Source organism: uncultured Campylobacter sp., assembly GCF_944323605.1.
In the GTDB taxonomy this organism is placed as follows: Bacteria; Campylobacterota; Campylobacteria; order Campylobacterales; family Campylobacteraceae; genus Campylobacter_D.
In genome coordinates, this window is record NZ_CALUTC010000001.1 from 237,418 (window position 1) to 258,333 (window position 20,916).

At 31.6% G+C, this 20,916-nt stretch carries 22 protein-coding genes and 1 tRNA gene; 7 read left to right on the forward strand and 16 right to left on the reverse strand.

Translation table 11 applies throughout. The features are described from left to right. Nucleotides 1–45 precede the first annotated feature (45 nt). Nucleotides 46–2,592 (reverse strand): bifunctional aconitate hydratase 2/2-methylisocitrate dehydratase, encoded by a 2,547-nt coding sequence (locus tag Q0J35_RS01290; protein WP_297192256.1) that lies wholly within the window; start codon nucleotides 2,590–2,592, stop codon nucleotides 46–48. Nucleotides 2,593–2,650: 58 nt separating this feature from the next. Between Q0J35_RS01290 and Q0J35_RS01295 the strand changes: the two genes are divergently transcribed. After that, complete coding sequence (locus Q0J35_RS01295) at nucleotides 2,651–3,097, forward strand: methylated-DNA--[protein]-cysteine S-methyltransferase (RefSeq protein ID WP_297192258.1); 447 nt, start codon at nucleotides 2,651–2,653, stop codon at nucleotides 3,095–3,097. Nucleotides 3,098–3,128: 31 nt separating this feature from the next. On the opposite strand, the gene Q0J35_RS01300 is transcribed toward Q0J35_RS01295, so the two are convergent. Further along, a tRNA-Ile gene (locus tag Q0J35_RS01300) sits at nucleotides 3,129–3,205 on the reverse strand. A gap of 49 nt (nucleotides 3,206–3,254) precedes the next feature. Further along, nucleotides 3,255–4,361 carry an FtsW/RodA/SpoVE family cell cycle protein gene (locus tag Q0J35_RS01305; protein WP_297192823.1) on the reverse strand — a complete coding sequence of 369 codons (1,107 nt, stop codon included), beginning with the start codon at nucleotides 4,359–4,361 and terminating at the stop codon, nucleotides 3,255–3,257. A 70-nt stretch (nucleotides 4,362–4,431) separates the two neighbouring features. Between Q0J35_RS01305 and Q0J35_RS01310 the strand changes: the two genes are divergently transcribed. The 3 genes from Q0J35_RS01310 to trmB are packed head-to-tail and all read left to right on the forward strand — an operon-like array spanning nucleotide 4,432 to nucleotide 7,730. Continuing rightward, entirely contained in the window at nucleotides 4,432–5,403 is a 972-nt protein-coding gene (locus Q0J35_RS01310) for an RluA family pseudouridine synthase (RefSeq protein WP_297192260.1), read from the forward strand. Next, nucleotides 5,351–6,559, forward strand: coding sequence for a ferrous iron transporter A (locus tag Q0J35_RS01315; protein WP_297192262.1), 1,209 nt, complete (start codon nucleotides 5,351–5,353; stop codon nucleotides 6,557–6,559). Before Q0J35_RS01310 ends, Q0J35_RS01315 begins: the two co-directional genes overlap by 53 nt. Continuing rightward, entirely contained in the window at nucleotides 6,507–7,730 is a 1,224-nt protein-coding gene (gene trmB, locus Q0J35_RS01320; RefSeq protein WP_297192264.1) for a tRNA (guanosine(46)-N7)-methyltransferase TrmB, read from the forward strand. Before Q0J35_RS01315 ends, trmB begins: the two co-directional genes overlap by 53 nt. Here the strand turns inward: trmB and Q0J35_RS01325 are convergent. Beyond that, the gene (locus tag Q0J35_RS01325; RefSeq protein WP_297192266.1) at nucleotides 7,704–9,332 is read right to left on the reverse strand and encodes a protein-disulfide reductase DsbD; all 1,629 of its coding nucleotides are present in this window, start codon (nucleotides 9,330–9,332) and stop codon (nucleotides 7,704–7,706) included. The genes trmB and Q0J35_RS01325 overlap by 27 nt on opposite strands. A 137-nt stretch (nucleotides 9,333–9,469) precedes the next feature. Here Q0J35_RS01325 and ppk2 point away from each other — a divergent pair, with 137 nt between their 5' ends. Together ppk2 and Q0J35_RS01335 are read left to right on the forward strand one after the other, a co-directional pair. Next, on the forward strand, nucleotides 9,470–10,339 hold the full coding sequence (gene ppk2 / locus Q0J35_RS01330; protein ID WP_297192267.1) for a polyphosphate kinase 2: 870 nt from the start codon (nucleotides 9,470–9,472) through the stop codon (nucleotides 10,337–10,339). Nucleotides 10,340–10,351: 12 nt separating this feature from the next. After that, complete coding sequence (locus tag Q0J35_RS01335) at nucleotides 10,352–11,539, forward strand: M20 family metallopeptidase (protein WP_297192269.1); 1,188 nt, start codon at nucleotides 10,352–10,354, stop codon at nucleotides 11,537–11,539. A 159-nt stretch (nucleotides 11,540–11,698) separates the two neighbouring features. On the opposite strand, the gene flhB is transcribed toward Q0J35_RS01335, so the two are convergent. The 12 genes from flhB to rpiB all read right to left on the reverse strand — a co-directional run bounded on the left by flhB (nucleotide 11,699) and on the right by rpiB (nucleotide 20,207). Continuing rightward, complete coding sequence (gene flhB, locus Q0J35_RS01340; protein WP_297192271.1) at nucleotides 11,699–12,769, reverse strand: flagellar biosynthesis protein FlhB; 1,071 nt, start codon at nucleotides 12,767–12,769, stop codon at nucleotides 11,699–11,701. A 19-nt stretch (nucleotides 12,770–12,788) separates the two neighbouring features. Further along, on the reverse strand, nucleotides 12,789–13,775 hold the full coding sequence (locus Q0J35_RS01345; protein ID WP_297192273.1) for a beta-ketoacyl-ACP synthase III: 987 nt from the start codon (nucleotides 13,773–13,775) through the stop codon (nucleotides 12,789–12,791). Beyond that, nucleotides 13,765–14,751, reverse strand: a complete 987-nt coding sequence (gene plsX, locus Q0J35_RS01350) for a phosphate acyltransferase PlsX (RefSeq protein WP_297192275.1) — start codon at nucleotides 14,749–14,751, stop codon at nucleotides 13,765–13,767. Before plsX ends, Q0J35_RS01345 begins: the two co-directional genes overlap by 11 nt. Beyond that, on the reverse strand, nucleotides 14,752–14,898 hold the full coding sequence (rpmF, locus tag Q0J35_RS01355; protein WP_297192277.1) for a 50S ribosomal protein L32: 147 nt from the start codon (nucleotides 14,896–14,898) through the stop codon (nucleotides 14,752–14,754). A 19-nt stretch (nucleotides 14,899–14,917) separates the two neighbouring features. Beyond that, nucleotides 14,918–15,268, reverse strand: coding sequence for a hypothetical protein (locus tag Q0J35_RS01360; RefSeq protein WP_297192278.1), 351 nt, complete (start codon nucleotides 15,266–15,268; stop codon nucleotides 14,918–14,920). Nucleotide 15,269: 1 nt separating this feature from the next. Beyond that, the gene (ndk, locus tag Q0J35_RS01365) at nucleotides 15,270–15,683 is read right to left on the reverse strand and encodes a nucleoside-diphosphate kinase (protein ID WP_297192280.1); all 414 of its coding nucleotides are present in this window, start codon (nucleotides 15,681–15,683) and stop codon (nucleotides 15,270–15,272) included. 66 nt (nucleotides 15,684–15,749) lie between these two features. Then, complete coding sequence (ychF, locus tag Q0J35_RS01370; RefSeq protein ID WP_297192282.1) at nucleotides 15,750–16,847, reverse strand: redox-regulated ATPase YchF; 1,098 nt, start codon at nucleotides 16,845–16,847, stop codon at nucleotides 15,750–15,752. Beyond that, complete coding sequence (locus Q0J35_RS01375) at nucleotides 16,844–18,295, reverse strand: leucyl aminopeptidase (protein WP_297192284.1); 1,452 nt, start codon at nucleotides 18,293–18,295, stop codon at nucleotides 16,844–16,846. The genes ychF and Q0J35_RS01375 overlap by 4 nt, the downstream gene beginning before the upstream one ends. Continuing rightward, nucleotides 18,292–18,894 carry a DedA family protein gene (locus tag Q0J35_RS01380; protein ID WP_297192286.1) on the reverse strand — a complete coding sequence of 201 codons (603 nt, stop codon included), beginning with the start codon at nucleotides 18,892–18,894 and terminating at the stop codon, nucleotides 18,292–18,294. The genes Q0J35_RS01375 and Q0J35_RS01380 overlap by 4 nt, the downstream gene beginning before the upstream one ends. Before the next feature lies 1 nt (nucleotide 18,895). Continuing rightward, nucleotides 18,896–19,444 carry an adenine phosphoribosyltransferase gene (apt, locus tag Q0J35_RS01385; RefSeq protein ID WP_297192288.1) on the reverse strand — a complete coding sequence of 183 codons (549 nt, stop codon included), beginning with the start codon at nucleotides 19,442–19,444 and terminating at the stop codon, nucleotides 18,896–18,898. Then, a complete protein-coding gene (locus Q0J35_RS01390; RefSeq protein ID WP_297192290.1) occupies nucleotides 19,441–19,773 on the reverse strand; it encodes a hypothetical protein in 333 nt (110 codons plus the stop codon). The genes apt and Q0J35_RS01390 overlap by 4 nt, the downstream gene beginning before the upstream one ends. Beyond that, nucleotides 19,773–20,207, reverse strand: coding sequence for a ribose 5-phosphate isomerase B (gene rpiB / locus Q0J35_RS01395; protein ID WP_297192292.1), 435 nt, complete (start codon nucleotides 20,205–20,207; stop codon nucleotides 19,773–19,775). Before rpiB ends, Q0J35_RS01390 begins: the two co-directional genes overlap by 1 nt. 138 nt (nucleotides 20,208–20,345) lie before the next feature. On the opposite strand from rpiB, the gene Q0J35_RS01400 reads away from it, so the two are divergent. Continuing rightward, nucleotides 20,346–20,909, forward strand: a complete 564-nt coding sequence (locus Q0J35_RS01400; protein ID WP_297192294.1) for a chemotaxis protein CheB — start codon at nucleotides 20,346–20,348, stop codon at nucleotides 20,907–20,909. Nucleotides 20,910–20,916: the final 7 nt, after the last annotated feature.

Consider the following 20,916-nt stretch of genomic DNA (forward strand, 5'->3'; position numbering starts at 1 on the left):
GATATTTTTTTGCTTTATTGTAGCAAAAATACAATAAAGCGAATTTTAATTAGCTAATTTAAATTCCTTAATTTCATTGAAATTCAAATATTTATAAATATTAGCTTTCTTAGAGTCATCTAGCTTATCATTTACTATATCTAAATACTCTTTAGGGCTTGGCAGTCTTCCAAGTATAGCACATACAGCACCTAATTCAGCACTTCCAAGATATACTTTTGCTCCCATACCCATTCTATTGTCAAAATTTCTAGTTGAGGTTGAGAATACTACCGCACCATCATTTACTCTAGCTTGATTTCCCATACACAAAGAGCAACCAGGCACTTCTATCCTAGCACCAGCAGCACCAAATACACCGTAATATCCTTCGCTTGTAAGTTGAGCTTTATCCATTTTAGTAGGAGGTGCTATCCATAGTCTAGTTTTTAACATACCTTTGTCTTTTAGAATTTCACCCAAAGCTCTGTAATGACCTATATTTGTCATACAAGAGCCTATGAAAACTTCATCTATATTCTTAGCTCTTTTATCATCTGCTAAAATTTCACTCAAAGTAGCCACATCATCTGGATCATTAGGACAAGCTAAGATAGGTTCTTTTATTTCATTTAGATTTATGTTAAGCACGTAAGCATATTTAGCATCTTTATCTGCTCTTAGCAATATAGGATTTTTTAGCCATTCTCTCATTTTATCAGCTCTTCTAGCTAATGTTTCTTTATCTTCGTAGCCAGATTTTATCATTGCTTCTATTAGAGATATGTTTGATTTTATATATTCGCTAACACTTTCCACACTTAAATCTATGCTACAAGCAGCAGCACTTCTTTCAGCACTTGCATCGCTTAGCTCAAAAGCTTGTTCTACTTTTAAATTTGGTAAACCTTCTATTTCTAAAATTTTACCAGCAAAAATGTTCTTTTTATTTTTCTTTTCAACTGTTAATTGCCCTTCTTTAATGGCATAGTAAGGTATAGCATTTACCAAATCTCTTAGTGTTACGCCTGGTTGTAATTCTCCACTAAACCTAACCAATACGCTTTCTGGAACATTTAAAGGCATAGAGCCTGTAACAGCTGCAAATGCTACTAATCCACTGCCTGCAGGAAAAGATATACCTATAGGAAATCTCGTATGAGAATCTCCTCCAGTTCCAACTGTATCAGGTAAAACAAAGCGGTTTAGCCAAGAGTGTATTACACCATCACCCGGTTTAAGACTAACTCCTCCTCTACTTGTCATAAAGCCAGGTAGTGTTTGATGTAAATTTGAGTCGCTTACTTTAGGATAAGCTGCTGTATGACAGAAACTTTGCATAACAAAATCAGCGTTAAAACCAAGACTTGCCAACTCTTTTATCTCATCTCTAGTCATAGGTCCTGTTGTATCTTGTGAGCCAACTGTAAGTGTTCTAGGTTCTATATACATTCCAGGACGAACCCCATCGACTCCACAAGCACGTCCTAGCATTTTTTGAGCTAATGTATATCCTCCAGAGCTGTTTTCTGGTTGTTTAGGTTTGATAAATATATCTTCAGAAGGCATTTTTAGTGCCTCTCTAGATTTAGCACAAAGTCCGCGACCTATTATAAGTGGAATTCTTCCTCCAGCTCTTACTTCATCTAGTATGGTATTTGGACTTAGCTTAAATGTAGCTATCACTTCGCCTTTTTTAACTATTTCTCCTTTATAAGGATAAATTTCAAATTCATCTCCCATTTCAAGTTTGCTAACATCACAAATTATAGGTAATGCTCCACTATCTTGTGCTGTGTTAAAAAATATAGGAGCTATTGTTGAGCCTATTACTATGCCACCTGTTCTTTTGTTTGGCACTCCTTTTATATCTTTTCCTAAATGCCACTGTATAGAATTTATAGCTGATTTTCTGCTAGAGCCTGTTCCTACAACATCGCCTACATAAACTACTTCTCTACCACTTTTTTTCAATTCTTTGATTTTTTCTAAGGATCCTGGTTGTCTTACTTTTAGCATAGCATTTGCGTGTAAAGGTATATCACTTCTTGTAAAGGCATCTCCTGCAGGGCTTAAATCATCTGTGTTAGTTTCTCCTGCTACCTTAAACACTATACAATTTATAACTTCTGGTAACTTTTCTTTTTTAAGAAACCATTCAGCTTCAGCCCAGCTTTTTAATATATCTTTAGCATTTTCATCGCTTTGAGCCAATTTTGCTATTTCATTAAAATTATCATGAACAAAAATAATATTTTTAAGAACATTTGCGGCATCTTTTGCTGTATCTTTTCGTTTTAATGCGTCTATTAAAACTTTTACATTGTAACCACCTAGCATAGTTTCAAGCATAGCTAAAGCTTTTTTCTTGTCTATTAACTTGCTTTTTATTTCATCTTTTAATATTTTGTTTAAGAATTCACACTTAACTAAGGCAGCATCATCAACGCCCGGACTTACTCTTTCTTCTAATAGCAGTGCTAGTTCTTTATCATCGCTGTCTTTTAATAACTCACATAACTCTTTTGTTTGTTCTGCGTTTAATGGTAGAGGAGGTATGTTTTGTGCCGCTCTTTCATCAACTAATTTTTTATATTCTTCTTTAAAAGACATTTTATCTCCTTGTGGTATTATTTTATAAACTGTATTTTAACCTTTTAAAGGATAATAAGTGTTTAAAATTTACTATAAAACAAAACAATGTTACCTATCTTTACACAGTGACGGAGAAAAGCTTTTGAAAGTAAGTTTTGAAAGTAAAATTGGTAACGATTTTTCCTGCGAATTTTTAGAAGAGTCTAAACGTGAGTTGGATTTGTATTTTTCAAAAAAACTCAAAAAATTTAGTATAGCCCTTGATATAAAAGGAAGTGATTTTGAAAAATCTGTGTATAAAGCCTTGTTAGAAATTCCTTACGGTGAAACTAGGACATATAAACAAATAGCCGAATTTATCGGTAAAGATAGGGCTTATAGAGCGGTTGGAAATGCAAATTCTAAGAACGACTTAGCTATCTTTGTCCCCTGCCATAGAGTTGTTGCAAGTAACGGTATAGGTGGATACACGGGCGGACTTGACATAAAAAGATTTTTGCTTGAAACAGAGGGAGCTTTATAGCATAGATAAGGTAGAAATTGTTTAAATTTTCTGGTGGATTTGGCAGGACTCGAACCTGCGACCAACCGGTTATGAGCCGGTTGCTCTAACCAACTGAGCTACAAATCCAGCTGATAAAGACGAGATTATATAATTTATTTCCTTTAATGTATCTTAACTAAAATATTTTTACAGCTTTTTCTACTGAAAAATATCTAAAGGTGATTAAATTTTGTAGTATCCCAAAAAATATCATAAAGGTCGTAAAAGAACTACCCCCGTTACTGAAAAATGGCATAGGTATGCCAACGACTGGTGCAAAATCAACCGTCATACACACATTTACTCCAACATATATAAATATAAATAAAGCAACGCAATTTACAGCAACTCTTGCAAAATAATCTTCTTTTAATTTCTGATTTAGGCTTAAAAGATGAAATATAAGTAGCATATAGCAGATTAAAACAAAGGCTCCTCCAACAAAGCCAAATCTCTCTACAGTGTAAGCAAAGATGAAATCACTAGTTGATATGGGCAGGAATTTAAAGTGCGTTTGTGTGGCTTCTTCTACATTTTTTCCTGTTAGACCACCATTTCCTATGGCTATTATTGATTGTTGCACTTGATAGCTAGGTTTTTCTGATATAAAGTCGTGAATTCTTTGTTTTTGATAATCCTTTAAAAAATGTGTATATATGATAGGTGAAGCTAATGCTATACATATAAAAATGCTAAGCCAAATTTTATAATTTACACCAACTATAAAAAGCGTTCCAAAACCAACTATAAGCAAAACTGTAGCAGTTCCTAAATCCGGTTCTCTAGCTATCAGAAAAAACGGCAATAATATATAAAAGCTTATATACAAAAAATGCTTAAGTTTATAGCCGCCTTTTGGAGGCGGATTTGTGTATATAAGATATGCTAACATCAAAATAAAACACGGTTTAAATAATTCAGAAGGTTGTATAGTAAAATGAGTAAATGGAATTTCAATCCACCTTCTTGCACCAAGTCTAACTACCCCAAATAAATTTGTGCTTAAAAGCAATGCTATGTTAATCCAGTATAAAGTAGGTATAAGCCAATACAGTTTTCTAATAGGCAAAATGAAAAAGAGCATAAAAGCTGCTAAGCCGATGATAGTATAAACCACTTGTTTTTCAAACAAAAATGAAGATGCCTCAAATGTTAATATAAAGGATATAATGATTATAGGTAATATTAAAAAAACTTGCACAAAATCAAAATGTGTTAAAATTCTTTTTTCAAATTTCAAAATGACGCCCCAAAATAAATAAAATATGCTATTATACAAAGATTTAATTAAAATTCAAAAATTAAAAAAAATAATGAAAAACGAATTTATAGTAGATGAATGTTCCAGGCTTGATGTTTTTATTAGTAAAAAGTTAAATTTTAGTAGAAATCAGGTGGAAAAACTCATAAAAGAAAATGGAATTTTTGTAAATGATGTGTTGCAAAAAAAGACTTCTTTTAAATTGAAACTAAACGATAAAATAAATATAAAACTACCAGAAATAAAAAATAATTCTGCAAAATTTGCCGTAAATTTTGATATAGAAATCATATATGAAGATGATGATATTTTGGTTTTAAACAAGCCTGCAAATTTGGTTGTTCATGGTGCTGATACTGTAAAAGAGGCTACTTTGGTTGATTGGCTTATTGAAAAAAAATACGCTTTATCAAATTTAAACGGAGATACAAGAGCAGGACTTTTGCATAGATTAGACAAAGGAACTAGCGGAGCTATTGTAATCGCTAAAAACAATAAAACGCATTATTTTTTAGCAAAACAACTTCTTGATAAAAGTATGGGTAGATTTTATTTAGCGTTAATTGATTTGCCATTAAAAGATGATAAAATGATTGTCGAAAAAGCACTTGTGCGTTCTAATTCCAATAGACTTAAGAAAATAGCCTTAAAAGAGGGTCTTAATGTAAATGGTATGAAAGATGCTAAATCAGCTTTTGTAAATTTGCTTAGTCAAGATGGAGTAAATTTGATAGCTGCCAAGCTTTTTACAGGGAGAACTCACCAGATAAGAGCACATTTAGAAAGCTTAAATAGGCATATTTTAGGTGATGTTTTGTATGGATATAAAGAAAAGAATTATCCTAGGGTAATGTTGCATTCTTATTTTGTTTATTTTATGCATCCAAGAAAAAATGAACAAATTTTTGTAAAAGCACCATTGCATAATGATTTTATACAAATTTTAGAAAAAATTAAAAAAAAGGATATAGATGAAAAAACTTCTCTTGCTTTTATTGAGTCTTGCTTTAATACCTTTTCTTAATGCTTGTGCGAATTTTTCTCAGCAAAACAATCTTGTAGTAAATGAGAATTTGCCAGTCATAGACGAATTAAAGCACATAAGCGATATGAGTTCTGTGGCTTTTGAATGGAAAAGTTTTTATAATGAAGATATAGAAGGTTTTTATCTTTATAGGGGCGGGGCTAATGATTCCAACCTAGAACTAATAGCAACAATCAAAGACAAATACAAAACCCATTTCGTAGATACAAGATTAGAAGCAAATACTAAATATTACTATGCTATGAAAAGCTTTAATAAAGAAGGACATATATCAAGGGAAGGTGTTATCGTAGAGGTTAAAACTATGAATAGTCCTGTTTCTTTGCCTTTTGTTCAAGCTATTAGTGGTTTGCCTGGAAAAATAAAACTCATTTGGAGACCGCACCCTGATTTAAGGGTTTCATCTTATGTTATAGAAAGATCTCAAAACAATGCCGATTTTAAACACTTAGCTGAGGTTAGAAATAGACTTAGTGCCGAATACATAGATGATAATTTAAATCCAAATGAAAATTTTCAATATAGAATTTTTGCAAAAACTTCTGACGGAGTTTATTCTGAATCTAGTGAAATTATAAATTCAAGCACCAAACCCCTTCCACCTCAAGTAACAAATTTATCAGTAAGCACAAATTTGCCATTTAGGGTAAGGCTTACTTGGGATAAGGTAAATTTTAATGATTTAGCGTATTATAAAATCTATGCAAGAAGTTCATTGTTTCCGTTTTCAAATATAGCAAAAACACAAAATACAAGCTATGAAGATGTCTTAAATGAAGCTGGTGCAAGTAGAGAGTATAAGGTTACTGTTGTCGATAAAGACGGGCTTGAAAGTATTATGCCTTCTGATTATGTAAAAGGAAAAACTTTAGACGCTCCAGCTGCTCCTAGCATAGTTTCTAGTGCTTTTACTGGAAATTCTATACAGCTTTCTTGGGTAGATAATGATAATAGAGCAAGAACTTACATAGTAAAAAGATATGGTGGCTCTGATGTTGAATTTAAGGATATAAGTCAAAAAAATTTTGATGATACTAGCATAGTAGTTGGGCAAAGTTATAGCTATGAAGTTATAGCTGTTGATGAATTTGGCATACAGTCCTTGCCTTCAAAACGAGTTTTTATATCTAAATAAAATGCCAAATTTCAAATGTAAAACAGTTAATAATATAAGCTTGCCCGTTGATATAAATGGGGTAAGCTTTAAATGGCTTTGCACAAATAATCACTCATCTTTGCTTTATACTAGTTTTGAAGGTGAAAGTTTTTTTCTTCAAATTTTGCCAAAGAAAGATTCTTTTTTAATAAAGTCTCATAAAGATACCAGAATATCAAAGATAGGCTACATACAAAAGGCTTTGCTTGAGTTTAAAAATCTTTTTTGTGAGGATATTCTTAGCGAAGCAAATGCTTTAAAAAAGACTAGATTGCTTAAAAAAGATTTATACATAGAAGATGATATACAAAATTTTATATCAAATATAAGCAGTTTTGATAAAGTGTTTTTGGAGATAGGTTTTGGCTCTGGGAGACATTTATTGTATCAAGCTAAAACTAATACAAATACGCTTATAGTAGGGATTGAAATTTATACTAAAGCCATAGAGCAGGTTGCAAAATTAGCTTTTAGTCAAAATTTGCAAAATGTGCTTTTGCTTAAAGCTGATGCTAGGCTTTTGTTTTCTCTTTTGCCATCAAATTCTATAAATAAAATATTTTTACATTTTCCTGTGCCTTGGGATAAGCAAGAGCATAGACGTATTATAAGTAGCAGTTTTTCAAGGGACTGTTTTAGAATTTTAAAAAAAGATGGCATTTTTGAATTAAGAACCGATAGTGAGGAGTATTTTAGCTTTTCTTTAAATATTTTATCTTCATTTTTTAAAGAAATAAAATACCACAAAAATGAGGATATAAAGATAAAAAGCAAATATGAAGATAGGTGGTTAAAACAAGAAAAAGATATATATACTGTAAGAGCTGTATGCGATGAGCAAAGCCCGGCTTTTAAAATAGAGGATTTTGATATAAATGAACTTTCTTTTTGCAAAGATAAGCTTAATCATATAGCCAAGAATTTCAAAAGAATAAAATTTAAAGGAGATGATTTTTTCTTGCATTTGCAAGATATATTTGAGGCTGATGATTTTCTTGTATTAAAGCTTGACTTTGGTAGTTTTGATAAACCACAACACAGCTTTTTGCTTTTGGGAGAAAAATGTGAGTTTTTATTTAGACAGCCGTTTTTTACTAAGGAGAATTTAGCGGCATTAAAAGAGTTAAAAAATATCTTGTATAGTCTTTAGCAAATCGTCAGAATTTGTGTATCCTATTATTTGGGCTTTTTTATCCCCATTATTAAAAAATATCAAAACAGGCGGTGCGAAGACATCAAATTTTTTCATTATCTCTACTTGCTCTTTTGAAGTATCGCTCACATCAATTTTTATTAATTCATAATCTTTTAAACTTGCTTTTACAGCCTCGTCTTTGAACGTTGTATTATCTAGTAATTTGCAATTTACGCACCAAGTTGCAGTAAAATCAAGCAATACAGGCTTTTTAGAATTTTGTATCACCTTTTCAATCTCGCTTAAAGAATTTATATATTTAAAATTCAAACCATCTTCTTTTTTAGAGCTTACTTGTAGATTAAAATCAAAAAGTTCAAATAAACCTTTAAAAAATACAAGCAAACCCAAGCTTAGTATTATGATTAAAATAGCCTTAAAAATTTTGTTTAGATTGCTTTTAGCACTCTCAAAAAGCCCCATAAAACTTACAAAAAATACGCTTAATGCCCCATAAGCTATAAAAGAGTAAGCTTGATTTATGAAATTTGATAAAAGCCAAATTGCCATATAAAGCATTAAAAAACCAAAGAAAATATTTATTTTTTCCAGCCAAGCTCCTGGTTTAATAAAGCTAAATCCAAGTCCTACAAAAAGCAAAGGTATCCCTGTGCCAAAACCAAGTGCAAATAATGCAAAGCCCCCTAAAATAAAATCTGCACTATGTGCTATGTAAAGAAGTGCTGCAGATAATGGAGCTACCATACAAGGACCTATTATCAATACAGATAAAAAGCCCATTATAGCTACTGCTAAAAAACTTCCACCTTTTGTTTTTTTGTGTATTAAATTTTGAATTTTATTAGTCATTTTTAAAGAAAAAAATCCAAAGCAACAAAAAGCTAAAAATACAAAGAATATTGCAAAAGATATCAATACTATAGGTTTTTGTAACAATGCTTGCAAACTAAGCCCTAAAAAACTTGTTACAACTCCTGCAAAAGCGTAAGCTAAGGACATAGAAAAAACATATACTAAAGATAGGAAAAATGCTCTTTTTTTGCTTATATTTTCTTGCTTATTAGCCAAGATTAAAGATGATAATATAGGTATCATAGGTAAAGAACAAGGGCTAAGACATAGTAATAACCCATACACAAAAAAGCTAAATATAACTAGAACGAAATTTTTGTTATCAAAAAACGAATTTGTTTCAATCTTGTTTTCGTTTTTTTTAGGCTTCTCTTCTTTTATCTCTGCTACATCATAGACATTTTCATTTAAACTTAATTCATAAAATTTTTTTACAGGTCTATAACAGTAGCCGCTGTTAGAGCAACCTTGATAATTTACTTCTAATTTATGTATTTTATTTTCTTTGAATTCATTTTTTATTAAAAAATTTGTTATGTATAAGGAGATGTTTTTGTAGTATCTTTTTTCTCCTTTAAGCAAGACATAGTTTGGAAAATTTAATAGACTTGTTATATCTTTATCATTTAGTTTTATTTTTATAGAATTTTGATATATGTAAATATCATCTGCTATATCAAAATTCATATAAACTGCATTTTCATCGCTATTTATGTTTAGTTTAAATGCTTCATTTATTCCCAAAACTGATGCAAAAGAAAAGTTTAAAAATAGAAAAAAAGTTATAAAAATTCTCATAATCTTACATTTATCACTTATATTTTATACAAATTATAAAATTTTATGGTAAATTTTTAGATATATTTTTGGAGGAGATCTTAATGGCTGATTCAAAACTTGAGGAACAAAAAAAAGATAAAAAAAATGGACCTGAATATGTTGAAATAAAGGTAAAAAAAAGCACTATAAAATACGAAAAAGAGCTTAGAAAACTTCAAATAGAGCTATTAAAATTTCAAAATTTTGTCAAAGAAAAGGGTCTTAAGGTTCTTATATTAACAGAAGGTAGAGACGCCGCTGGCAAAGGTGGTTCTATAAAAAGACTTACCGAGCATTTAAATCCTAGAGGATGTAGGGTAGTAGCTCTTGAAAAGCCAAGTGACGTAGAAAAAACACAGTGGTATTTTCAAAGATATGTTTCTCATCTCCCAGCAGCTGGAGAAATAGTCATCTTTGATAGATCTTGGTATAATAGAGCAGGGGTCGAGCCTGTTATGGGATTTTGCACTCAAGATGAGCATAAGAAGTTTTTAAAAGAGGTCCCTTTATTTGAAGAAATGATAGTAAATAGCAATATAATAATGTTTAAATTTTATTTTTCAGTTTCAAAAGAAGAGCAAAAAAAGAGATTTGAAAGCAGAAAAACTGATCCTCTAAAGCAATACAAACTATCTCCCGTTGATGAAAAATCACAAAAGCTTTGGGATAAATACACTGTAGCTAAGTATTCTATGCTTTTAGCATCAAATACCCCCAGATGCCCCTGGACTATAATTAGTTCAGATAATAAGAAAAAAGCTAGATTAAATGTCTTTAGATATATCCTAAATAATGTTGATTATAAAGGTAAAAGCAAAGACATAAGAGAGCCTGATAAAGAGCTTGTTAGAAGTGGTGAAGAGGAAATCAAAAAAATGGAGATGAATCTTTCAAAAAGTGATGAAAAATTCGACTATATGGATAAGAAATGAGGGGTAAAAACAATGATAGAAAAGGTAAGAACACTATGTGATAAATATTACGATGAAATGGCTGCTTTTAGGGAGCATTTGCACGAATATCCAGAGCTTTCTTTTGAGGAATTCGAAACAGCTAAAAAGGTTTGTGCTTTACTTGATAAATATAAAATTCCTTATAAGAATCAGATAGCAAAGACGGGTATTTTAGCTATCATAGAGGGCAAAAAGGCTTCTAATGATAAAAAATGCGTTCTATTAAGAGCCGATATGGACGCCTTACCTGTTGAAGAGGATACAAATTTATCTTATTCTTCCAAAGTAAAAGGCAAAATGCACGCTTGCGGACACGATGGTCATACTTCTGGCTTGCTTGGAGCCGCACTTATTTTAAATGAATTAAGAGATGAATTTAGTGGCACTGTAAAGATTATGTTTCAGCCTGCTGAAGAAAATGGCGGTGGTGCAAAGCCTATGATAGATGAAGGAATTTTGGAAAATCCTAATGTAGATGCGGTTTTTGGTTGTCATCTTTGGGGACCTATGGTGGAAAATACTGCACAAATTATATCTGGCGAGATGATGGCTGGAGTTGATATTTTTGATTTAGAATTTATAGGTAAAGGAGGGCATGGAGCTCATCCGCATACTACAATAGATGCTTTGCTTATGGCTGCTAGGTTTGTAAATAATATTCAAGCAGTTGTTTCAAGACGTATAAAACCTGTAGAGGCTGGAGTTATCACAGTTGGAAAGATAGAAGCTGGAACAACTTATAATATCATACCTGAAAAATCAGTACTTAAAGGAACTGTGCGTTTTTTAAATGATGAAACCCAAGCAATCTTGCAAAAAAGCATAGAAGATACCGCTAAAGCTGTTGCGATAGAATTTGGAGGAGATTATAAACTTAATTATAAAAGAGAATATCCACCTTTGATAAATGATGAAAATATGGCTCATATAGCTAGAAATGCTTTTACTAAGGTTATAGGCGAGGAAAATTTAATCACAAAAGCAAAAGCTGATATGGGTGCTGAGGATTTTGCTTTTTTAACTAGGGCTAGAAAGGGAGCATATGTGTTTGTTGGGATTTCAAAGGATATTAACAGCCCTACCTTGCATCACAGCCCTCACTTTAGCTGGGATACAAAGAATATAAAGAATTTAATGCAAGGTGATGCTATGATGGCTCTTGAGTTTTTGAATTCTTAATTTAAGCATATTGTTTAGGTGTTAATTCTAAGTTAGCACCTAAATTTGATTAATCATCTTAAAGTTAGCTTGTTTAATTTCTAGTTTTGTCTTTTTGCAATGTTTTGCTTGTTTAAAGATTTGTAAGAAATTTAGATAGTCAAAACTTTTGCTAACTTACTATCTGTTTTGAAATTTCTTTTTATTTGAAGCATATACAAAGCTTAAAACTTGTGCTACAGCTTCAAATAGCTCTCTTGGTATCATATCATTTACTTCGCAAACTTTGTAAAGCTCTCTTGCTAATGGCGGATTTTCATATACCAAAACTCCATTTTCATAAGCTATTTCTTTGATTCTTAATGCTAAAAAATCAACCCCTTTTGCTAGAATTCTAGGAGCAGCTTCTTTGCTTGAATCGTATCTTAATGCTACGGCATAGTGTGTTGGATTTGTTATTACAACATCTGCACCAGCTACATCTTGCACCATTCTACGTCTTGCTGCTTCCATTTGCATTCTTCTAATTCTGCCCTTTACTTGAGGATCACCTTCCATTTGTTTGTATTCATCTTTTATTTCTTGTTTGCTCATTCTAAGCGATTTAAAATACTGAAAGCGAACTAATAACACATCAAGTATGCCTATAAAAATAAAAGCTATTATCACTATGGCTGCTAATATTATAGCCTTTTCTCTTAGCCATATTAACTGAGATGCCATATCATAAAGCTCTACCTTTGGTAATTCCGTCATAAATTTAAGCAAGAAAACAAAAGCTATCCCAAAAACTATGCCAACTTTTAATACTATTTTTACAGATTCTATAAGTTTTTTCATAGAAAAAAGATTTTTAAGCCCTTTAATCGGATCTATTTTGGATAGGTTTGGAGTTATTGGTTTTGTTGTAAAAATAAAGCCAAATTGCATTATATTTCCAAGAATACCGGCAATCATTATGGTTAAAACTATCGGTAAGATCATTATTACAACTTCCATTATAGTTTTTATGGTTATGGTTTGTAAAATTTTTATATCAAATTCTGTGCCTATAAACTCTTGATAATACCTGTATAAATTCATTATCCTTTCTGATACAAAGCCTATTAAAAATAATACAACTACAAAACCAACCAGCAAGGTAACAACAGCTGCAGCGTCTTGAGACTTAGGAACATTTCCCTCTCGTCTAGCATCTTCTATTTTTTTGGAAGTGGCTTCTTCGGTTTTTTCTTGTTCGTCAGCTGCCATTTTTATTCTTTCTTATTTTTTATAAATCCTCGTAATTCTTACCACCGAATTTTAGCAAGGCAGAACCCCATACGAAACCACCACCAAAGGCATCAAGCAATATTGTATGCCCTTGTTTTAAAAGCCCTTTTTCATAGGCTTCATTCATAGCCATTGGTATTGATGCTGCAGAGGTATTGCCAAATTTTTGCACAGTTAAAATACATTTTTCATCTGGTATTTCAAGCTTATCTTGCACAGCTTTAATAATCCTTAAATTTGCTTGGTGTGGTATAAAAAGGTCTATTTCACTTTTGTCTATATTATTGTTTTTAAGCATATTAACAGCGTCGTTTTGTAGTGTTTGAACTGCTACTTTGAAAACTTCATTTCCTTTCATTTTCATAGCTAAAGGTTTGCTTATAGAACTTTTTTCAGCCCTTTGTATCATAAGCAAATCAGAATAAACACCATCGCTTGCAGTATGTACGTCTATTATGGGATATTTATCGTCTTTGCTTACCACACAAGCACCAGCACCGTCACCAAAAAGAATGCAAATGCTTCTATCTGTATAATCCATAACAGAACTAGTTTTTTCTGCCCCGATAATCAAAACATTTTTCTTTAGACCGCTTTCTATAAAAGATTTTGCTACTTCTAGCAAATAAATAAAACCAGAACAAGCAGCTGATATATCAAAGGCTGTTATATTTTTTAGCCCTAAATTCGCAGCTATTTTACAGGCAGTAGATGGCATAGTGAAGTAATCAGGGCTTAAGGTAGCAACCACAATGGCATCTATTTCATCTTTTTGTATGCCGGCTCTTTCTATAGCTAAAATGGCTGCCTTTGTGCCAAGATCACTTGTTTTTTCATCATTTTTTGCTATTCTTCTTTCTTTGATACCTGTTCTTTTGCTTATCCATTCATCATCAGTATCAATCATCTTTTCTAGCTCTTTATTATCTAAGATATTTTCTGGTATATATGCAGCTATACTTTTTATAGAGGCTTTATTTTTCAAAATTTGCTAGCTCACTTTCTATAACTTGATAAATGTTTGATTCGCTAAATTTTAGAGCTTGAAAAATAGCATTTTTAATAGCTCTTGAGTCGCTTTTTCCGTGACTAACTATTACACAACCATTTATCCCAAGCAAGGGTGCTCCACCATATTCTTGCCAGTCTATGTGTTTTTTTAAGCCCTTAAATACAGGCTTCATTAACATAGCACCTAGCATAGCCATTTTTGATTTTTTTGTTCTTTCTTTTAACATAGAGAATATAGCACCAGCAACACCTTCACAGGCTTTTAAAATAACATTTCCGCTAAAACCGTCGCAAACTAAAACATCTATGTTATTGTTAAATATGTCCTTGCCTTCTGCATTGCCTACGAAATTTTTTAATTTTTTGAGCAATTTATGACTTTCTTTTGTGAGTTCATTTCCTTTGCTTTCTTCTTCACCATTTGAAAGAAGTGCGATTCTAGGCTCTTTTAAGCCCATTATTTCTTTTGCATAAGCTTCGCCCATAACCGCAAATTGAAATAAATGCTCACTTTTGCAATCCGTATTTGCTCCAACGTCTAAAAATAGTGTTTTATCTTTTGTATTTGGCATTAATGTAGCTATTGCTGGACGTAGAACATTTTTTAGCCTACCAACTCTAAGAGTAGCTAAGGACATAGTAGCACCGCTGTGTCCTGCTGAAACAACGGCTTGAACTTTTTTTATTCTTAGTAATTCAACAGACTTGTATATAGTGCTATTCTTGTATTTAAGAGCTTCAGTAGCACTTTCTTCCATAGGAAAAACAAAATCACTTTGTTCATATTCTATAAATTGCCTCAGATGCTCTGGTATTTGTGGGCTAAGTAAATTTTCATCTCCAACTAATACAGCCTTGAATTTTTTAGTTTCTAAAGCTTGTATAAGACCTTCTATTATGGGTTTTTCCCCATAATCTCCACCCATTGCATCTATGGCAATGCTTATCATTTAGTATTCCTTAGTTAGAGGATTTGCTCTATGAGGCATTTTGTATGAGCCATCTTTATCTCTAACAGGTCTTACAAGTGTTATTTTGTAGTGAGTTCTTCTCTTTGCTGCACGAGTTTTACTCACTCTTCTTTTAGGAACTGCCATCTTAAACTCCTTTCAAAATTTATTCGCATTTTTTGCAGTAAAAATATGAGCTTAAAAAACTTTCAAGCTCGGCATTTGCTATCTCTAAGAAATCTATCTTATCTCCATATAGTTCGATGATATCGCTTATAGAACCACCGCTATCTCTTACTTCTTCCGTGCTTAAAATAAGCCTTATATCCTCATTTATATCTATTCTTAAGTCCTCACCACAGGAATTACAAAAGCTATCTATAAAACCTTGCATCTTCATATCAAGTTCTGCTAATTTACTTGTTTTTCTAGTGCAACGCCCGGTAAAACAGACATTTCCTATACTTAAATTCAAGTCGTAAGGAGACTTATTTAAACTTGAAAAATCAATAAGCATCTTAGCTTATCTCGCTATCCTTAAAGAAAAAATTAATTTCTATCTTAGCATTTTCTAGGCTATCACTCCCATGAACGGCATTAGCATCTATGTTTTCAGCAAAATCAGCTCTAATTGTTCCAGGTTTAGCCTCTTTTGGATTTGTAGCACCCATTAGTTCTCTATTTTTTAGGACCGCATTATCGCCTTCTAAGACAGAAACAACTACAGGACCGCTTATCATAAATTTTACTAAATCTCCATAAAAAGGTCTATCTTTATGAACTTCATAAAATTTTTCTGCTTGTTCTTTGCTAAGTTGTAGTTTTTTCATAGCGGCTATTTTCAATCCATTGCTTTCAAATCTATCCAGAATTTTGCCTATTACCTGTTTTTTGACAGCATCAGGTTTTATTATAGATAATGTTCTTTCCAAAATTTTCTCCTAGAAATTAGATAAAATTTTATTATACTATTTTTTCTTTAAACAAAATTAAAAAGCCTAAACATTAAACCTAAAATGCATAACATCACCATCTTTAACTACATAATCCTTGCCTTCAAGCCGCATTTTTCCAGCTTCTTTCGCTTTAGAGCCGTATTTTATATAGTCCTCATAGCTTACTACTTCAGCTTTTATAAAACCTTTTTCAAAATCATTATGTATTACTCCAGCCGCTTGTGGAGCTTTGCAGCCATTTTTTATAGTCCAAGATCTAACCTCTATTTCTCCGGCGGTGAAGTAGCTTATAAGACCAAGTTTTGAAAAAGATGCTTTTATTATTTGTTCTAAACCACTATCTTTAGCACCTAGAGAATTTAAAAGTTCATTACTGTCCTCATCGCTTAAGGCTATCATTTCTTCTTCTATCTTAGCACAAAGCTTTATGATTTCGTGCTTATTTTTTGCAGCATATTCTCTTAACTTTAGGACAAAATCATTATCTTTTATAAGGTGGGCTTCATCTACATTTGCACCGTAGATAACTTCTTTAGCAGATAATAACCTAAGCTCTTTAATAAGGCTTTTGTAGTATGGATTTTCTTTGTCTTCAAAGGAATTTGCACTTAGATTTTGGTTGAGGTGTGCTAGTAAATTTTTTGCTACTTCAAGACTTTCTTTTGAGCCTTTTGCGTTTGATTTTGCTTCTTTTGTGAGTTTTTCTATCTTTTTGCTAAGTTGTTCTATATCTGCTAAAATTAGCTCTGTATTGATAATCTCTACATCTCTAATCGGATCTACCTTACCTTCAACGTGAGTAATATTCTCATCATCAAAACAACGCACTATATGTAATATTAGTTCCGTTTCTCTAATATTTGATAAAAATTTATTCCCAAGTCCCTCGCCCTTACTTGCACCTTTTACAAGTCCTGCAATATCCACAAATTCTATTAATGAATATAAAATTTTTTGCGACTTTGCTATCTTAGCTAGTTCTTTTAGCCTTATATCAGGGACTGGCACGAGTGCTTTGTTTGGCTCTATAGTGCAAAAAGGATAATTTGCACTTTCTGCGTTTTGTGCCCTTGTTAAGGCATTAAATGTTGTTGATTTGCCTACATTTGGTAGTCCAACTATACCAACTGATAAACTCATTTTTTATGCCTTAATAATGAAAATATAAAACTCATACACATTCTAAGTCCAGCAGCACTAGCTCCAAAGCTATGATAAGACCAAGATTTTTCTACATATGCAGGTCCTGCTATGTCAAGATGTAACCACTTGTCTTTAAATTCACTTCTTATAAATTTATCTAAAAATATACCAGCTGTAATAGCTCCTCCATATCTACTAGAGCTTGTATTGCTTATATCTGCTATGTTTGACTTTACAAGCTCTCTTAAATGTGGATTAAAGTGTAAAACAGTCGTGTATTCTCCACTGCTTTTGCTAGCTTCGTAAAAATCATTTTGTAGTTTTTCGTTATTACCCATTATTCCACTTGTGTATTCTCCAAGCCCTACTACACATGCTCCCGTTAATGTTGCAAGGTCTATTATAATGTCAGGCTTTAAGTCTTGAGCATAAGATAAACAGTCAGCTAAAACCAATCTCCCCTCAGCGTCTGTATTTCTAACCTCTATACTGACTCCTTCCCTTGATATTAATACATCATCTGGCTTGTAGGCGTTGCCTCCTATCATATTTTCTGTAGCACCTATTATGCCGTGTGCTTCTATGTCTAAGTCTAATTCACTTATGGCTTTTATTATTCCAAGCACAGCCGCACCACCGCTTTTATCATATTTCATAGTAAGCATATAATCAGCTGGTTTTAAGCTAAGACCACCGCTGTCGTAGGTTAATCCTTTGCCAACAAAAACTATCCTTTGCTTTGCATTTTTGCTTTTATAACTAAGATGAATCAATCTTGGTGGATGTATAGAAGCCCTATTAACTGCTAAAAATGCATTCATTTTTTCTTTTTCTAAAAATTTTTCATCATAAATTTTGCATATTATTTTTTTATCTTTTTTAGCTAAATTTTGGGCATCTTGTGCCATTTTTAAAGGTGTGTAAGTTTGTGGAATTTCATTTACTATATCTTTTACAAAGGAGCAAGTTTTAGCTAAAATTTCACCTCTTTGAATACCTATCTTAGCTTCGTTTGCACTGAAATTTTTATCATTTATTTCTGTGCTTGATATTATAAGTTTGTCTAATTTTGTTTCTTTTTTTTCACTTTTGTATTTGTTAAAATCATAGCTAGAAAATATAGCTCCTTCAGCCATAGCTACAAAACTTTTTACTACACAGTCATATATAATACAAGGACTTTTTGCAGTTTTTATATTTAATTTATTTATGGTTTTTAGTGCTGTAAAGAAAGCTAATCTAATGCTTTCATAATCTATTTCTTTTATAGATACATACAAAATTTTATTTTGTGCATCAAAAATAGTCCCATCACCTTTAAAATTATACAAAGTAAAAAGTTCTTTTGCCTTAGTAATTTTTTTTATGTTTTTTTCCGAAACAAAACTTATTTCTACATCAGCTTTGATTTGTTCTATTTTTTTTGTGTTGAATTCAAGCTTCATTTATTATTCCTTTTTTTAAGTATTGATTTTTCAAGTTGTTTAAAAGCAAAAATAATAAGCGATAAAAAGCTTATTATAAGTAGTGCAGCATAATACCAATGCTCTCCAGCCCAAGATACAAAAAGCCAAATTTCTTTTCCAAAATACCAAGCTAAAAGTATGGTTATAGCAGCCCATATCCAAGCAGATATTAAATTTACAAAGGCAAATTTTTTAGCACTATAACGCGTAACTCCAATACTCATAGGTATGACCGTTCTAAATCCATACATATATCTTTGTATAAAGATTATTGGCCAACCAAATTTTTGTAACAAAAGATGTGCTACAGCAAATTTTCTTCTTTGTTTTTTTAATTTTTTTTGTATATATTTTTTATTATATCTTCCTATATAAAAATAAATTTGATCCCCAACAAAGCCACCAAGTCCGGCTACAAATATTACAAGAGCTAAATTTACATGTCCTTCGTGTGCGAATATACCAGCAAGTATGAGTGCTAATTCTCCTTCTAGCATACACCAGACAAATATTATAGGGTAGGCTAAATCCTGATAATCATATAAAACGCCCTTTAAAAATTCTTCTAAACCAAACATTTTAAAACTCTAAAACACTATAGACTGAGGTGAATTTTTTTAGCCTTTCTTCTCCACCTAAATCTTTTAAATTTATCAAAAAACACGCTTCAACACACCTTGCTCCAGTTTGTTTGATTAGATTGCAAGATGCTATTGCTGTCCCGCCAGTAGCTATCAAATCATCAACTAGTAAAATTTTTGCATCTTTTTTGCCCAAGAAAGCGTCTTTGTGAATTTCCACCCTATCTTTTCCATATTCTAAATCATACTCCTCAAAAAATGTTTCATAAGGGAGTTTTTTAGGTTTTCTAATAGGCACAAAAGGAAGCTGTAGTTTGGCACAAAGCATAGAAGCAAATATAAAACCTCTGCTTTCTATACCAGCTACAAAGTCAAAATTTTCATCTTTATATCTAGTGCATAGGTGTTCTAACAAGAAACATAGCATTTCTTTATTGTTTAAAAGTGTTGTTATGTCCCTAAATTTTATACCTTTTTTTGGAAAATCTTCTATGATTCTTATGGAAGCTGCTAAGCGATTTTTTTGTTCTTGTGAGAGTTCTTTCATAATAATGCCTCTATTTTAGCTTCTAACTCTTTTATCTTTCGTCTTAGTTTGTCATTTTCTAAGCGATACTGTGAATTTCTAGTTCTTAGAGATGTTAGGTCATTTTTTATCTTGCTTAATTCTTCTGTTAATATATCGATATTTCCTAAACTTCTTTGTAACTGCACTTGTAGCTTTCTTATTATTATTTCTGTGTCATCTAGATTGTTTTTAATAAAATCTTTTGAAATTCTTTCTTTGTTTAAAAGAGTCTTATAGTATAAAAGCATAACTGTAAGATAAAGACAAAGACAGATTAAAAAAGTTAAAATTAACCAGTTGCCAAACATCACCATACCTCTATTTTTTGAATTCTTGTTTCGTGTCTTCCGCCGTCAAAATTTGTATTTATGAAAGTTAAGACTATATCCTTTGCCAAATCAAGCCCAAGCAACCTGCCACCTAGTGCTAATACATTAGCATTATTATGTTTTCTAGCTAATTTCGCACTAAAACTTTCATTGCATAAAGCACATCTTATATTCTTATGTCTATTTGCACTTATGCTTATGCCAATTCCAGACCCACATATTAAAATTCCAAAGCTATTCTCATCTATCTTTGAAGCTAAAAGATGAGCATAATCAGGGTAATCGCAACTTTCATCACTTTTTGTGCCAAGATCTTCAAAAGATAAAAATTTTTCTTTAAAAAAAGAACATAATTCCTCTTTTAATCTGTATCCAGCATGATCGCTTGCTATATAAATTTTGTCTCTTAACATTAACCCTCTTTGAATTAAAGCCGTATTTTAGCATACTAAAGTATAAAAACAGTAAAGTTTAGTTTATAATCTTTGTTTTTTGATAAATAAATGATAAAATTACCTTTTTTATATTCATCATAGTTGAGGTAAATATAGATGAAAATAGTGTTAATAGGCTCTTCAACCGGAGGTCCAAATCAGCTTAAATTTCTTTTAAAAGATTTGTATATAGAAAATTCTTGTGTTGTAATAGCTCAACATATGAGTCATTCTTTTATACCGTCTTTTGTGAGGCAGTTTAATCAAGAGGCAAAAAGCGAAGTTCTTTTAGCTGCTGATAAAGAAAAATTGGAGATTGGAAAAATTTATATTTTGCCTAAAAATTCAGTATTACAAGGATCAACTAATATAAGTTTGCATTATAGCGATGAAAGCACTATATTTAATCCAAATGTAAATTTATTATTTACTTCTGCTGTAAATGTAGCAAAAACTAATGAAGTAATAGCCATACTTTTAACCGGTATGGGAGATGATGGAGCACAGGGTTTGTTTGATTTATATAAAAGTGGAGTTAAATGCTTTTGTGAAAATGAAGAAGATAGCGTTGTATATGGTATGCCAAAAAGAGCAAAAGAGATAAATCCTAAACTAGAGCAAATAAGTTTGTTTAGCATAAAAAATGAGATTATCAAATTTGCAACAAATTCACAAGAATGAAAGGTTT

Bases quoted from the DNA above. Each gene is read 5' to 3' on its own strand.
- Q0J35_RS01290 (WP_297192256.1), bottom strand. From the start codon at position 2,592: ATGTCTTTTAAAGAAGAATATAAAAAATTAGTTGATGAAAGAGCGGCA.
- Q0J35_RS01310 (WP_297192260.1), top strand. From the start codon at position 4,432: ATGAAAAACGAATTTATAGTAGATGAATGTTCCAGGCTTGATGTTTTT.
- Q0J35_RS01315 (WP_297192262.1), top strand. From the start codon at position 5,351: ATGAAAAAACTTCTCTTGCTTTTATTGAGTCTTGCTTTAATACCTTTT.
- trmB (WP_297192264.1), top strand. From the start codon at position 6,507: ATGAATTTGGCATACAGTCCTTGCCTTCAAAACGAGTTTTTATATCTA.
- ppk2 (WP_297192267.1), top strand. From the start codon at position 9,470: ATGGCTGATTCAAAACTTGAGGAACAAAAAAAAGATAAAAAAAATGGA.
- Q0J35_RS01335 (WP_297192269.1), top strand. From the start codon at position 10,352: ATGATAGAAAAGGTAAGAACACTATGTGATAAATATTACGATGAAATG.
- flhB (WP_297192271.1), bottom strand. From the start codon at position 12,769: ATGGCAGCTGACGAACAAGAAAAAACCGAAGAAGCCACTTCCAAAAAA.
- plsX (WP_297192275.1), bottom strand. From the start codon at position 14,751: ATGATAAGCATTGCCATAGATGCAATGGGTGGAGATTATGGGGAAAAA.
- rpmF (WP_297192277.1), bottom strand. From the start codon at position 14,898: ATGGCAGTTCCTAAAAGAAGAGTGAGTAAAACTCGTGCAGCAAAGAGA.
- Q0J35_RS01360 (WP_297192278.1), bottom strand. From the start codon at position 15,268: ATGCTTATTGATTTTTCAAGTTTAAATAAGTCTCCTTACGACTTGAAT.
- ychF (WP_297192282.1), bottom strand. From the start codon at position 16,847: ATGAGTTTATCAGTTGGTATAGTTGGACTACCAAATGTAGGCAAATCA.
- Q0J35_RS01375 (WP_297192284.1), bottom strand. From the start codon at position 18,295: ATGAAGCTTGAATTCAACACAAAAAAAATAGAACAAATCAAAGCTGAT.
- Q0J35_RS01380 (WP_297192286.1), bottom strand. From the start codon at position 18,894: ATGTTTGGTTTAGAAGAATTTTTAAAGGGCGTTTTATATGATTATCAG.
- apt (WP_297192288.1), bottom strand. From the start codon at position 19,444: ATGAAAGAACTCTCACAAGAACAAAAAAATCGCTTAGCAGCTTCCATA.
- Q0J35_RS01390 (WP_297192290.1), bottom strand. From the start codon at position 19,773: ATGTTTGGCAACTGGTTAATTTTAACTTTTTTAATCTGTCTTTGTCTT.
- rpiB (WP_297192292.1), bottom strand. From the start codon at position 20,207: ATGTTAAGAGACAAAATTTATATAGCAAGCGATCATGCTGGATACAGA.
- Q0J35_RS01400 (WP_297192294.1), top strand. From the start codon at position 20,346: ATGAAAATAGTGTTAATAGGCTCTTCAACCGGAGGTCCAAATCAGCTT.